Annotated in this window: 16 protein-coding genes; 11 read left to right on the forward strand and 5 right to left on the reverse strand. The window is 26.6% G+C overall.

All coding sequences use genetic code 11. The features are described 5' to 3' along the window. Positions 1–473: 473 nt before the first annotated feature. The 10 genes from Q0K52_RS02705 (at position 474) to Q0K52_RS02750 (ending at position 9,142) form a co-directional block, all read left to right on the forward strand. The gene (locus Q0K52_RS02705) at positions 474–1,748 is read left to right on the forward strand and encodes a tetratricopeptide repeat protein (RefSeq protein WP_297296202.1); all 1,275 of its coding nucleotides are present in this window, start codon (positions 474–476) and stop codon (positions 1,746–1,748) included. 122 nt (positions 1,749–1,870) lie between these two features. Continuing rightward, positions 1,871–2,065 (forward strand): hypothetical protein, encoded by a 195-nt coding sequence (locus Q0K52_RS02710; RefSeq protein WP_297296204.1) that lies wholly within the window; start codon positions 1,871–1,873, stop codon positions 2,063–2,065. Positions 2,066–2,067: 2 nt separating this feature from the next. Then, entirely contained in the window at positions 2,068–2,868 is an 801-nt protein-coding gene (locus Q0K52_RS02715; RefSeq protein ID WP_297296206.1) for an AAA family ATPase, read from the forward strand. Between the two features lie 111 nt (positions 2,869–2,979). Then, entirely contained in the window at positions 2,980–3,603 is a 624-nt protein-coding gene (locus tag Q0K52_RS02720) for an AAA family ATPase (protein ID WP_297296208.1), read from the forward strand. Positions 3,604–3,611: 8 nt separating this feature from the next. Then, positions 3,612–4,319 carry a phosphatase gene (locus Q0K52_RS02725; protein WP_297296210.1) on the forward strand — a complete coding sequence of 236 codons (708 nt, stop codon included), beginning with the start codon at positions 3,612–3,614 and terminating at the stop codon, positions 4,317–4,319. 201 nt (positions 4,320–4,520) lie between these two features. Beyond that, positions 4,521–4,715: a hypothetical protein gene (locus Q0K52_RS02730; RefSeq protein ID WP_297296212.1), complete on the forward strand. Its 195-nt coding sequence runs from the start codon at positions 4,521–4,523 to the stop codon at positions 4,713–4,715. A 62-nt stretch (positions 4,716–4,777) separates the two neighbouring features. Further along, a complete protein-coding gene (locus tag Q0K52_RS02735) occupies positions 4,778–5,146 on the forward strand; it encodes a hypothetical protein (protein ID WP_367270953.1) in 369 nt (122 codons plus the stop codon). Positions 5,147–5,191: 45 nt separating this feature from the next. Next, the gene (locus Q0K52_RS02740) at positions 5,192–5,761 is read left to right on the forward strand and encodes an amidohydrolase family protein (protein WP_297296214.1); all 570 of its coding nucleotides are present in this window, start codon (positions 5,192–5,194) and stop codon (positions 5,759–5,761) included. Positions 5,762–5,948: 187 nt separating this feature from the next. Beyond that, complete coding sequence (locus Q0K52_RS02745) at positions 5,949–6,929, forward strand: hypothetical protein (protein WP_297296216.1); 981 nt, start codon at positions 5,949–5,951, stop codon at positions 6,927–6,929. 5 nt (positions 6,930–6,934) lie between these two features. Then, complete coding sequence (locus tag Q0K52_RS02750) at positions 6,935–9,142, forward strand: transcript cleavage factor (RefSeq protein ID WP_297296218.1); 2,208 nt, start codon at positions 6,935–6,937, stop codon at positions 9,140–9,142. A 53-nt stretch (positions 9,143–9,195) separates the two neighbouring features. Here the strand turns inward: Q0K52_RS02750 and Q0K52_RS02755 are convergent, their stop codons facing one another. The 5 genes from Q0K52_RS02755 to Q0K52_RS02775 all read right to left on the reverse strand — a co-directional run bounded on the left by Q0K52_RS02755 (position 9,196) and on the right by Q0K52_RS02775 (position 12,795). Continuing rightward, positions 9,196–9,936 carry an energy-coupling factor transporter transmembrane protein EcfT gene (locus Q0K52_RS02755; protein ID WP_297296220.1) on the reverse strand — a complete coding sequence of 247 codons (741 nt, stop codon included), beginning with the start codon at positions 9,934–9,936 and terminating at the stop codon, positions 9,196–9,198. Positions 9,937–9,948: 12 nt separating this feature from the next. Continuing rightward, positions 9,949–10,782, reverse strand: coding sequence for an ATP-binding cassette domain-containing protein (locus Q0K52_RS02760; protein ID WP_297296222.1), 834 nt, complete (start codon positions 10,780–10,782; stop codon positions 9,949–9,951). Next, positions 10,767–11,597, reverse strand: a complete 831-nt coding sequence (locus Q0K52_RS02765; protein WP_297296225.1) for an energy-coupling factor ABC transporter ATP-binding protein — start codon at positions 11,595–11,597, stop codon at positions 10,767–10,769. The genes Q0K52_RS02760 and Q0K52_RS02765 overlap by 16 nt, the downstream gene beginning before the upstream one ends. Positions 11,598–11,672: 75 nt before the next feature. After that, positions 11,673–12,188, reverse strand: coding sequence for a CD3072 family TudS-related putative desulfidase (locus tag Q0K52_RS02770; RefSeq protein ID WP_297296227.1), 516 nt, complete (start codon positions 12,186–12,188; stop codon positions 11,673–11,675). Then, positions 12,175–12,795: a CD3073 family putative ECF transporter S component gene (locus tag Q0K52_RS02775; protein ID WP_297296229.1), complete on the reverse strand. Its 621-nt coding sequence runs from the start codon at positions 12,793–12,795 to the stop codon at positions 12,175–12,177. The genes Q0K52_RS02770 and Q0K52_RS02775 overlap by 14 nt, the downstream gene beginning before the upstream one ends. A gap of 325 nt (positions 12,796–13,120) precedes the next feature. Here Q0K52_RS02775 and Q0K52_RS02780 point away from each other — a divergent pair, with 325 nt between their 5' ends. Beyond that, the gene (locus Q0K52_RS02780) at positions 13,121–14,308 is read left to right on the forward strand and encodes a PLP-dependent aminotransferase family protein (RefSeq protein WP_297296231.1); all 1,188 of its coding nucleotides are present in this window, start codon (positions 13,121–13,123) and stop codon (positions 14,306–14,308) included. Positions 14,309–14,419 lie beyond the last annotated feature (111 nt).

Below are 14,419 nucleotides of genomic sequence, written 5' to 3' on the forward strand. Positions count from 1 at the left end.
GCGGCAAAAAAGTTGATAATATTACATAATGTGCAGTAGTCGGCAAAATGAAATCGTTTCAGTATATACTGAAAATTGTTAAGTTTGTCAACCGATGCACTTTATGTAAATTTTATATACTTTTTTGTCGCACACGCTCTGCGGACTTCGTCAAAGTAGCAAAAAACGCAATTTCTAGAATTTTATATTTGAAAAATACTTATTAAATATAGGATATAACCTAAATTTATATTAAAAATGCAGTCTTTCGTGAAGCGTATCCTCGATAAACTCGGATACGCTACGTGAAAGTGCAATTACAAAATTAGTACTAAATCATACTAAATTATGTTTTGATATATTAACTTTTTGTAAGAGTATTTAATCTTCATGAATTATTAAGCATAATAATAAAAAACTAAATTGCTTGACAAAATAATACTTTGCTTTATATTTTTTACAGTTAGGTAAATAATAAAGGATAAGGAAATACAATGTCATACTTTGAAGAAGGTGTAAAATTATTTAGAGAAGGCCAATATAAAAATTCAATAGAATTATTGAATAAAGCTTTAGAAGAAGATTCTAATAATTCAGAAATATATAATTATTTAGGACTTTCTAAGCAGGCTTTAGGATTTTTTGAAGAAGCTATAAAGGATTATGATAAAGCCATTGAAATAGATGAAAACTATTCAGAACTTTATTATAACAGAGCTAATTGTAAATGTAATTTAGGATATTATGAAGAAGCTATAAAAGATTATGACAAGACAATAGAATTAGTACCAACTCATTCAAAGGCTTATGATGACAGAGGATTCGCTAAAGGTAATTTAGGATATTATGAAGAAGCTATAAAGGATATTGATAAATCTATTATTTTAGATAGTAATAATATTGATGCATACAGCGACAGGGCATTTATAAAACTTATTTCAAAAAAATATATTGAGGCAATAGAAGATTATAAAAAAGTATTAGAATTAGATGACACAGATATATACGCTTATAATGGAATAGGTGATGCAAAAAGAAGTATGGGATTGTATGAAGAAGCTATTAATTATTATAATAAAGTTTTAGAAATCTCGCCAGCTAATAGTGCTTATGCCTACAATAATAGAGGTGCATGCAAAAATGGATTAAAGCTTTATAATGAAGCTATAATTGATTTAAACAAAGCCATAGAAATATATGATGAATATACTGATGCCTATAATAATAGAGGAATATCAAAATATAATTTAGGTTTGTATAAAGAAGCTATTGAGGATTTTAATAAAGCTATAGAACTTTCTCCTCAATATTTTTATGCTTATAATAATAGAGGCAATGCTGAAAGCAGCTTGGAATTATATAAAGAAGCTATAAAGGATTTTGATATGGCTGTAAGTATAGAACCTTCTTATGTTGAAGCGTATTATAATAGAGCTGTGGCAAAAAATAATATGGAATTGCATGAAGAAGCTATAAAAGATTATGATAAGGTTATAGAATTTGATAATCATCATATAGATGCTTATTATAATAAAGCACTTTCTTATTATTATTTATCAAACTATCAGGAATCTATAAAGAATTATGATAAAGTTATAGAGCTTAGTCCAAATTCTGCTGATGCTTATAATAACAGAGGATTTGTTAAATATGTTATAGGCAAATATGAAGAAGCTATAAAAGATTATGATAAGGCTATAGAAATAGATCCTAATTATACTAAAGCTCAATTAAATAAAGAAGAAGCAATAAAAAAAATTAATCATTAATAATTGTGAAATTATGAGATTTTTTTATTGTAAATTAAATAATGTTTATTTTGACAAAAATATTTTATAATGTATAATTTATTAGAAGAATATTTTTATTTTGTTCTCTAAAGGAAGAAACTATGAAAGAAATTTTAGCACTTTTAGAAGATGAAGATGCTGAAAAAAGATTAGAGGCTCTTGATGAGTTGGCAAAAAATGTAGATAATTCCGATAAAACAGTTGTAATTAAAGCATTGAAGCCGCATATATTAGATTGGGACGAAAATGTTAGACTTAGAGTGGCTCAAGTATTAAAATTGTATACAGGACAATAATTATGGGAAGAATAATATCTTTTTCTAGCGGTAAAGGTGGTGCGGGCAAAACTTTATGTTCAGTTAATTTTTCTGCAGAACTAGCTTCTAGGGGATATAAGGTCTTAGTATTTGATATAGATATTAACTGTTCTAATGTTTTTATCTTATTACATGTTAAACCGCAATCCAAATTACAGGAATATTTTGAAGGTACTTTAACATTAAAAGATTGTGTTATAAGAAGTGAATACGGCATAGATGTTATAAGTGCCGGTGTTAATATACAAAGATTTGTTCAATTTGAAAATGATTTCAATTTATCTAATTTGGCAAAAGATTTGAAAGTGTTAGCAGAAGAATATGATTATGTTATTATAGACTATGCAGCAGGCATAACACAGCCTATGATGCGTTTCTATGAAATGTCTGATGATATAATATTAGTGGCAAATCCAGAAATAACAGCCCTTACAGATCTTTACAGACTTATGAAAATGATCTATGTTAATAATATGACAGATAAAATGTATTTAATAGTTAATAAAGTAAAAAACATAGATTGGGCTATCAATTTATATAGGGAAGTTAAAAAAGTAACATCAAAATTTTCTCTTGATATTAATTTAGTACTTTTAGGACCGGTTTTATTTGATGAAGAAAAAGTAATGATATCAGTACAAAAAAGAACTCCTATTATAATACTTTATCCTAAAACTCCTATAAAGGGTGGTTTTTCATTAGCAGTTACCAGATATTTATATGACATAGGTGTTATGAAAGATGAAAATGCAAGAGAAAAAACATTCTCAGACTTCTTCTAATTTATTTGCATTGAATATCCTTTTTTTCTTATTAAAAAATATTCTTAAAAGGGTATTGTTTTTAATTGACAAATATTTAAATATTGGTAAAATTATAAGTGAGGTATAACTATGAGTAAAAATATCATTATAACTATTAGCAGAGAATTTGGAAGCGGCGGAAGATATATAGGGGAGATGGTTGCTAGAAAATTGGATATACCTTTTTATGATAAAGCCATAATAGAAATGGCCTCAGATAAAACAGGTTTTTCTCCAGACTATATTAAAGAAAATGAACAAAAATTGACAGGTGCTTCTTTATTTAATTTTGCCATAACAGGTTCTTATGCCGGAAATATGGTGTTTGGTAATGGTGAATCTTTACAAGATACTATGTTTTTTGCTCAAAGTAATGTTATTAAAGAAGTGGCTTCAAAACATTCTTGCGTTATAGTTGGAAGATGTGCTAACCATGTTTTGGAAGGAATGGATAACTGTGTAAATATATTTATTTATTCAGATATGGAAAGCAAAATCAAACGTGCAGTTAATGAATATAAATTGGATAGTTCTAATATTGAAAAAATTCTTAAAGACAGGGATAAATTAAGATCCAAACATTATAATTATTATACAGGTAAGAATTGGGGAGATGCTAGAAATTATCATGCTTGTTTAAATAGCGATTTTATAGGCATTGATAATACTATAGATATAATAGAAAAAATAGCAAAGGCTAAACTTGATAGTTAAGGATTATTATGAAAATAATAGCTGACTTACATACTCATACATTAGTGAGTGAACATGCATACAGCACAGTTAATGAAATGGTGCAATCAGCTAAAGAAAAAGGCTTTTTGGTTTTAGCTATAACAGATCATGGACCTGCTGCTAGTGATGGTGCTAAGTCAGTTCATTTTAAAGCTATGCATAATTTACCTAATCATATTAATGGTATAAGACTTCTTAGAGGTTGTGAAGCAAATATAATAGATTATAGCGGAAAATTAGATTTAAGTGCTAATGTGCTTAATTATTTAGATTTTGTTATAGCTTCTTATCATGAAGATGCTATACAGCCTCTTACTGTAAAAGACCATACTAATGGATATGCTGAAGTTGTTAAGAATGCTGATGTTGATTGTTTGGGACATGTTGGAAATCCAAAATTTTCATTTGATATCGAATATATAGTCAAATTGTGTAAAGAATATAATAAACTTATAGAAATTAATTCATCATCTTTTAAAGTAAGACCTGGAAGCGGCCCTGTATGCAAAGAGGTTGCCTTGGCTTGTAAAAAATATGAAACTACTATTGTGGTAACTTCTGATGCTCATTCTATGTATAAAGTTGGTGATCATAAAGATTCTATAGATTTATTAGAGTCTATTAATTTTCCTGATAAACTTATACTTAATGCAGATTATGACAGATTGATGGATTATCTTAATATAGAAAAATAGTAATATTTTATCTCATTAATGTATAATATAAAAAAATTATTTTATTAATATTTTATATATGTAAAAATATATGGTTTTATAATTAATAATATAATAATTTTATTATTGTTATATATTTTTATTAAATATGTAATTATTGTATTGTTTTATCTAATAAAATTACTATAATTATAAATGGTTAATATTTAAAGCTGGTGTTTTATGTTTGATGTCATTATTAAAAATATAGGTTCATTAATAACTGCTCAAGGTAGCAATAGTTTATCCGGTAAGAATCAAGGCAAAGTTCAGGTTTATAACGATGTTTCTATAGGTATAAAAAATGGATTAATAGAATATATTGGAGAAAATCCAACAGAAAAGGCTAAAAAACAGTTAATGCTAATGGTGCCTTAGTAACTCCTGGTTTAATAGATTGCCATACACATTTTGTATATGGCGGTTCACGTGAGGAAGAAATGTATAATATCATTACTGGTCATATGAGCTATTCTGAAATAATAAAATCAGGATATGGAATACTTTCAACAGTAAATGATACTAGAGAACAGACAGAAAATACTCTTTATAAAAAATCAATACCTATATTAGATAGTATGTTAAGACATGGTACTACAACTGTAGAGGGTAAAAGCGGTTATGGATTAACATTGAAAGATGAAATAAAGATACTAAATGTTATGAAAAAATTGAATGATAATCATAAGATTAGTATAGTATCTACATTTATGGGCGGACATGTAATTCCAAATGAATATAAAAATGATAGGGCTGCTTATATAGATTTAATATGTAATGAAATGATACCTGAAATATCAAGGTTATGACTTGCTGAGTTTTGTGATGTATTTTGTGAGGATTGCGGACTTAATATGGAGGAAACAGATATAGTATTAACAGCGGCTCAAAAATACAATATGGGTATAAAAATTCACTCAGATCAGTTGGAAACTAGCGGAGGTTCCTATTTAGCAGCTAGATTTAATGCTATAAGTGCTGAACATTTGATTATGGCAGATGATATGTCTATACAAACAATAAAAAAACAGGGTGTAATAGCTGTGTTATTGCCTAATGCTTCTTTTTATTTGGGAATGCCTTATGCTAGAGCTAGATATATGGTTGAATGCGGTATACCTATTGCAATAGCAACAGATTATAATCCAGGTTCCAGTCCAACTTTAAATATGCAGTTTATTATGAAATTAGCATATATAATATACAGATTAAACCCAGAGGAAATATTGAATGCAGTAACTATTAATGCTGCTTGTGCTCTTAATAGGGGAAAGGAAATAGGAACTATTGAAATTGGTAAAAAGGCTGATATTGTAGTGTGGAATTCAAAGAGTCTTCATTTCTTGCTTTATACTTTGGATAATAATTTGTGTAATATGGTTTTTAAATCAGGAGAGTTGGTTTACAGCAAATCAGAAGTCTAAGTAAAATTATATTAAATTAATTTACATTTAATCTGTATAATATTTCTTTATATAGTATTATTAATAAGGGTATAAAAATATTATTTGTACTTGACAATTTACTTTTATTTGATTATATTATATAAATATACGTATATATCTCTGTACGTTTTTAGATTTATGAAGGGAGAATTATATATTAAATATAATGGAAGAAGAATTATTTTCTAGGAAGGAGTCTGTTAAGGATATTTTCAATGTTATTGAAAATAAATTAAAAAGAGGCTTATTTAATGAATCTATGGAAGATTTTGACAGAATTATGTCTATGGATTTTGAAAGTCCTAATTTATATGAAAATATATCCTGCGTTAAGTTTTGGATTAACAGACTTGATAAATTTAAAAGTGTAGAGAGAAATTGCGTAGAATATTGTAAACTTTTGGATTCTACATATAAGAAATTCAGTATTTTTGTAGTGAGTAAGTCTTATGATGAGAATCTGGTAGCAATTAACGCTATACATTATTATGTCTATAATAAAACTATAGAACTAATAATGGAAAGAAACACTGATGATATTGAAAGCACGGAGGAACTGCATTTACTTTCTAATGCTTTTATAGAGTTAAAGGATTATTCTAGAGCATTAAAATCTTATGAATATTTAAATACAATAGAGCCTTATAATTCAAAGACACTAAGCTTTATTGCTATGCTTTATAATATATTAGGCGATGAAAAAAAGTGTAAATTGTATATAAGAGAGGCATTATTCTATGATCCTTTAAGTATAGAATTTGAAAATATTAGCTTAGAAGTATTGAGAGAGATTAGAGACATTATAATAAAAAGAGGTGTTCATAATAATAGTCAAGAAGAAATAATACTTTGGATGAGTGCTTATGGTGAGCTTATGAATATACTAGATGTTAAAAGGCCTTTGAATGAAAGAGAGGAATTTGATTTAAGAAAAAGGATATCTAGATTAGAAGCTGACTATAGAAAGCTAAAGTTAAGAGAAATTACTGCTCCTAAACTTTTGGCTTCTTATGCATTTTTGACAACATATCTTATTATGAGGCAAAATGATTCAGATGTTGAAGAAGTGAAGGTATGGGGCAGAAAAATGGCTATGATAGACAAGGACTTGCTACAATACTATATAAAAATATTAGATAAGGAGTGATAACTATGTCAGAAGCTCTACAAAAATTGGAAAATATATTCTCAGAAGAAACATTTACTAGAAAGCCATTACTTAATTATACAACTAAATATTTTTTTGATTTAGCTGCTGTAATTAATGAAATAAATGATACTAATGATATAAATGCTGCTATAGAAACTGCTAAATTACAATTAGATAAAAATTCCAGTCATATATCAGCATTATATGCTAATGGACTTTTGCATTTAAAAATACAAAATTATACAGACGGCAGTTTAGATAAACTTTTAGGTATTTTTAAAAATGCTAAGAAGTGGAATATTGTTGAATTTATTGCACAGAAAATTTTAGATGAATATTATGAATGCGATTATGCTTTAAGATATTTGGCTAATTATTATCAAAGCACTAACAGAGAAGCAGAAGCTTTAGAAATTTGGGAAAGACTTATACGTTTTGATGTTTCAAATCCGGAACTTCCTGAAAAGATAGCTCATACCAAAGAAATGGCTGGAGATATTAATAGTGCTGTACATTATTATAAAATTGCTTTTGAAAGAAATCTTTTAAGAAAGAGAAGCAATGCTGAAAGCGATATAAAAAAAGTATTGCAGTATGAACCTGACAACTATAATTATTTATTAAAACATGAAAATGCTTTAAAGGCATTGGTTGATTCTAATATAATGATAGATGTTTGGAAAATCATATTCTTCTATTATTTAGAAAATAATAGATATAATGAAGCTTTAAAAACTATAAAGAATTTGCTTAATTATGAACAAGATATAGTAGCTCAAAATAATAAAAAAGCTAAATTCTTTAGACACAGGCTTGTAGACGTTTATAAAGCATTATATCCTAATCATACGCTTTTTGAAAAAATAGAAGAAATATCTTTAATAACTAATGTTAATAAAAAACCTAAAGAATGTATAGAAATATTTGAAAAATACATACAATATGATGTTGATAAATATGTTATTCATAGAAATTTCGGAGTAGGTAAAATTAAAGCTATTGATATAGATTCATTAATGATAAAATTTGTATCTCAGGAAGATGTTAGAAAAATGACATTTGATATGGCTATACAATCTCTTTCTACTTTGCCTAGCGATGATATAAATGTTTATAAAGCATATAGATTAAATGAGATAAAGAAAATAGCAGAAGAAAATCCTACAGAACTTTTAACTATCATATTAAAGTATAAAAAAACTATTACAACAAAAGATTTGAAGCAGGAACTTACTTCTCAGCCAGCTGTAGTTGTTCCAGAGGCTTCTTATACTAAATGGTTGGAAACTGCTAAAAAATCTGTTAGGGCATCTACTACTGTTAAATTAGATAAAAATACTTTCCTTTATAATGAAGAAGCTGAAACTTATGATGCTGAATGTTTATCTAAATTTAATAATACAGATGATTTCTTTGAAAGATATCAAATATATATGGAATATTTAACTTATACTCCTAATTTGAATTCTGATGAAGCTAGAGAAATGAATGATTACTTTGTTAAAATTTCTAAAGACAAGAAATCACCTAATGATGCTAGAATAGTAAGTACTATATATTTAAGAAGTCAGTCTGATTATGATAAAGATATACCAGTTCTTGCAGATATAGTTAAGGATATAGATGATTACACTCATGTTTATGAGATATTGCCTTCTTCTAACTATAGAGAGAAATTTATTAAAGCTATTTGGGACGGAAGAAAAGATGATTATTACAATATAATATTAAAGATATTGTATTCTTCTCAAGTAAAAAATACTTATCTCATAGTAAACAAATTATTTGCTGACGGCAAAGTTGATTTATTGGCAAAAACTATAGATGATATTTTCCTTCATTATAGAGAATATCCTGATGCATTCGTATATTTTGCTCAGAAGATATTAGATGGTGAATATTATGATGATATAGAAGGCGATATTAAGATAAATAAAAATTCTCTTATGATAGGTTTATTGAGTATTATGCCTCACTTATCAAAAATGGTTGATAAAAAAGAAACTTCTGCTCAGGCCAGAAAGCTTTTGAAGGTTGTATATGATTTAGTATTTGATAAGGCTTATTTGCTTAAATTTATAGAAAATGAGTCTGAAGAAGATGTTAAAATTATATTCAGCGAATTCCAAAAATTAGTAAACTTAGAACAGCATTATAAAACAGATATAATATCAGCTGTTATTAAACGTTTCCCAGATTGGAAAATATAATTCTGTCATATAAAAATATATAAAGGGTTTTACTGTAAAGTGAAGCCCTTTTATTATATCTTTATATTTTCTAAAACTTTTATAAAATTTAATCTTATTAATATAATAAATACTAAAAATATAATACTAAATAATATATACATAATATCTTTTATTTTTATGAATGATTCATATAATCTTGTTTTTTTATAAGGTGCACTATATCCTCTTACTTCCATAGCTACAGCAGTTTTTACTGATGATTGTATAGCTAAAATAACTATTGGTATAAAAAGATTTGCTATATTAGATATTTTTTCACCTAATGACATTAATTTATAATCTAATCCTCTAGCTTTTTGAGCCTTTCTTATTCTTACAGCTTCATCTTTAATAAGGGGTATAAATTTTAAAGATAATGCTATTATGATACTTATACTTTCTATTGGGATTTTCAAATATTTTAAAGGATAGAATATTTTTTCAATGACAAAACCTATATCCATTATATCCATAGAAGATAATGTAACTGCTGCCAATATAATTATTCCGAATAGTCTGAAAGTTGTATTTGCTATGTATCCTATATCTCTGCCTATAAGAAAATAGTTGATAAGTATAATTGACAATAATAACCATATAGAAGCTAAAAATATTTTTAATATATTTTTTATATTTACACCTATAATAATTACATGTATAAATATTGCCGCAGCACAAAATATAGTTTGATTAATATTATTCATCACTATTAACGATACAGCAAGGAATAGTGTTGATAAGAAAATTGTTCTTGGATCAAATTTTTTAGTCATGATTATACTCTTTTAATAAAATAATTTTTGTATTAATTCATTTGAATTGGATACTTCATCAATATTTTTAATTCCTAATTTTTTTAATTCTTCTATATATTTATAAATTTCCGGTTCTATTAAGTTATATTCTTCTAATACTTTTTTTGAGAATAATAAATCTTTTGGTTTTCCTGATATATATTTTTTATTTTTATTTATGATGAAAACATTATCACCAAATTCTATAATATCATCTAGTATATGAGAAGATTGTATAATTGTAATTTTAGAGTTTTTATTTAATTCTTTTATAGTTTTCATAAATATATTTTTACTTTCAAAATCAAGACCTGCTGTAGGTTCATCTAAGAATAATATTTTTGGAGAAGTTATTATTATAGAAGCCAATGCTATAGTTCTTTTTTGACCTCCGCTTATTTCAAAAGGAGAAGCTTTTAATATTTTTTTATCTATATTTAATATCTCCAAAGTTTCTTTTAATTTTTTAGTTATTTCTTTACTGTCTAATTTATTTCTTTTTAGATTAAAAACTATTTCTTCTCTTACTGTATTATTAAAGAATTGTTTATCAGTGTATTGAAGCATTATACCAGATGATTGTCTGAACTCTTTTAAATTATTTTTATTGTCTAATGTTTTACCGTCAAATAATATTTCACCGGATATTTTTTTTATAAGAAGACATATAGTTTCAAGAAGTGTAGATTTACCGCTTCCTGATACTCCGGCTAAAAAATGAAATTTACCGCTTTCAAAATCGGCATTTAAATTTTCTATGATTATATTTTTTTCTTTTTTATTTATTATGTATCCGGCAGTTAAATTTTTTAAAGATATTTCCATATATTTTCACAAACCTTTTTATAATCAAAAATGTATTCATCTATTAATATATTTTTCTTTTTATATAATTCATAAGCTAATTGAAAATTGATAGGCATATTAAGCTTATGAAATTCATCATTTTTTATTAAAGCATTTACAAATTCATTTGCAGAACCATTAAAAGATACAGCACCGTTATCCATAAATACAACCTCATTACAATATTCTATTTCATTTATATGATGCGTAACTATTATTATAGCTGTACCCATTGAATGTATTTTATTAAGAACTTCAATTACTTTCATTCTATTTTCAGCATCAAGCATAGAAGTTGGTTCATCTAATACTAGAATTTTTGGATTTAATACAAGAGATGAAGCTATACAAAGTCTTTGTTTTTCTCCGCCTGATAATGAATGCACTTTATCTTTTCTTTTATTTGATAAGCCAACTATTTCTAAAACTTCGTCTATTTTTTTATTCATTTCTTTGCTTGGCACAGAATAGTTTTCCATAGCAAATGCAATATCAAGTTCTATAGTATCAGCAACTATTTGATCGTCAGGATTTTGAAATACTAAACTAGCTATTTTATATATTTCGGATGTATTTTCATTTATATCCATATCAAATATTTTTATTTTACCTTTATTTGCTTTTTCTATTGCGAACATAAGTTTTATTAATGTAGATTTTCCGCTTCCATTTTTTCCAAGCAATGCTAAATAACTATTTTCATTTATTGTTAGATTAAGATTTTCTATAAAATTATTATCATCATCTTGAATATAAGAAAAGCAAACATTTTCAAATTCAACAGCTTTATTCATTATAAAGTTCCTATTATAAATCAAAAAAATATTAGGGCTTTAAAAAAATAAAACCCTAATATTTTTTTATTGAAATTATTTTAAATAATCATCAACATCATAAAACGGTATATCTATATTATTTTCTTTTAGAATAGATTTAAATATTTCCATAAATATACCGCTTTCATTAATCATTTTTACTCTTGATATTATATCTTCTTTATCTTTGTATATTCCAATTTCACCTTCCCAATCAGCAGAGCAGGTTAAGTTAACTCCGCAGCTTGGACTTCCTGCTATTCCATATACTCCAATTATCTCGTAACCATTATCAATATATTCTTTAATTATATTAACAAATGAATTAAGAGTTTCTATTGTATATTTTTTATATCCGCAATTACAGAATTGTTCTTTTACATGTCCCCATCTTTTTAATCCGTAACATTCAGTTTCGGGACAAGGCAATTGTAATATTCCTATATTATCTTCAAATAATTTTTTCACAAAAGGAAGAAATACATTCATATCTTTGTATTCTCCTTTTACAACAGCATTTTGATTTAATATGCAATGAGATAATATAGCTATTCTTTTAGATCTCTTCATTTTCTAAACTCTCTTTAGATGATTTTTCCATCTTTTGAGCTAAAAGTTTTTTATTTGTAGTTATTTTTGATAATAAAGAATTTGGTATTCTTAAAATTATAATGTATGCTATTATACAAGATAAAGGCTTATCTATAATATTAGATATTATTCTAGGTATGAATGCAGAAGTAAATATTTTCTGACCGCTTTGAATCAAGAATCCTGTCATAATATCCATTGTTCCTCCAGCTAAACCTCCGTATAATATTACTGTTATAGGAGTTCCAACCAAAGGAGCAGCAACAGCAAGTATTACACCTGTTATAATAGCAATGTGAATTTTGAATCCAAATTTAACAGATATAAATCCAACTATTATACCTATCATCATATTAACTATGGCATAAGGCAATTCAGCAGGATTGTTTAACATAGAAGTTATTAAATTTGTAACAAATCCAGTGATAGCACCATAAAGAGGTCCTAATACTGCACCGCTTAGTACTGTACCCATTACATCAAAAAATACGAATGGGATTTTCAAATGTGATGCTATAAATGATAGCACTATATTCAAAGCTACACCTATAGCACAAAAACTTAATGAATATGCTTTTGTTTTCATGTTATTTATCCTTTATTTTTAAAAAATTAAAATACTAATTAATGATATTCAATAGAAAGAATATAGATATTGTTTTTTATATAGACAACCTGCCTATGGTAATTATATTAACTGAGGAAAGTGGTATTGATTAATGAAATGCATATTTTGTGATAATGATAAAATATTCATAATAATTAATACCCTTATTGACTAATTTTTTCGATATAGATAATATAATTTAGGTAATAAAAAGTCAATAGTTTATAAAAAAATTGTAAAGTATTATAGCATTATTATGAATAGTAGTGTATAATACATTCAAATTTTTTAAATGGATAGGATTATGAAATTAAGATTATCAAAAAGAGCATTACAAGAAGATTTTCAGGGCAGTTTTGTAAAAGCTATTTTAGAGGTAGCAGCAAAAGGTAATTTGATATCATTTGCAGGAGGATTGCCTAATCCAACATCTTTCCCAGTTGAGGAATTAAAGGCTGCATCTATTAAAGTACTAGAAACAAAAGGTACTTATGCTTTGCAGTATAATAGTGCAGAAGGTTATAAGCCATTAAGAGAGTTCATTGCTAACAGGTATAAAAAGCAAGGTGTTAATGTTACTGCAGATGATATTCTCATTACTAATGGTTCTCAGCAAGCTTTGGATATTATTTCTTCATGTCTGTTAGATCCTGGCGATACAGTTCTAGTTGAAGATCCTTCATATTTAGCAGCATTACAGTCATTTCATTTATATAATCCTAGTATTAAAACTATTGATTTGAACGAAGATGGTGTTAATATAGAACAATTAAAAGAATCTATGAGTAAATATGATCATAAATTCTTCTATGCAGTTCCTAACTTTCAAAACCCAACAGGAATAACTTATACTAATGCTATTAGAGAAAAAATGGCAGAAATTATGAAAGGTAAGGATACATTCTTTGTTGAAGATAACCCTTATGGAGAATTAAGATTTAAAGGCGAGCATCAAAAATCTTTATATACATACTTGGGAGAACAGGCTATACTTTTAGGTACATTCTCAAAAACAGTTGCTCCTGGACTTAGAATAGGTTGGATTGCTTGTTCTGTTAAAGAGTTAATGCAGAAGATGACAGAATATAAACAGCTTATAGATATGCATACAAGCACATTTGCTCAAGTTGTTGTTAGTCAGTATTTTGAAGATAATGATTATGATGCACATATAAAGAAAATTATAGACTTATACGGCAGACAATGCGGTTATATGTTGGAAGCTATGGATAAATATTTCCCAGATGATATGCATTGGACTCACCCAGAAGGCGGTATGTTTGTATGGGTTACTTTACCAAAAGGAATAGATGCTGTTGAATTCTATAAAAAAGCTGCTGATGAAGGTGTTGCAGTTGTACCTGGTGAGCCTTTCTATGAAGCTAAAAGAGGTTTGGGTACTTTAAGATTAAATTATACTAATTCTAAACCTGAAGATATTGATAAAGGTATTTCTATACTAGCGAAAGTTATACAGGAAATGCGTAAATAAAATAACAATATAACAAAAATATTATAAGCAGCTTATAAAAAATAGGCTGCTTTTTTATTTTTTAGTATATACCTAAACAAATATACTTTGTCAAAAATAAATTTATGTTTT

This window comes from uncultured Brachyspira sp. (genome assembly GCF_944390845.1).
In the GTDB taxonomy this organism is placed as follows: domain Bacteria; phylum Spirochaetota; class Brachyspiria; order Brachyspirales; family Brachyspiraceae; genus Brachyspira; species Brachyspira pulli.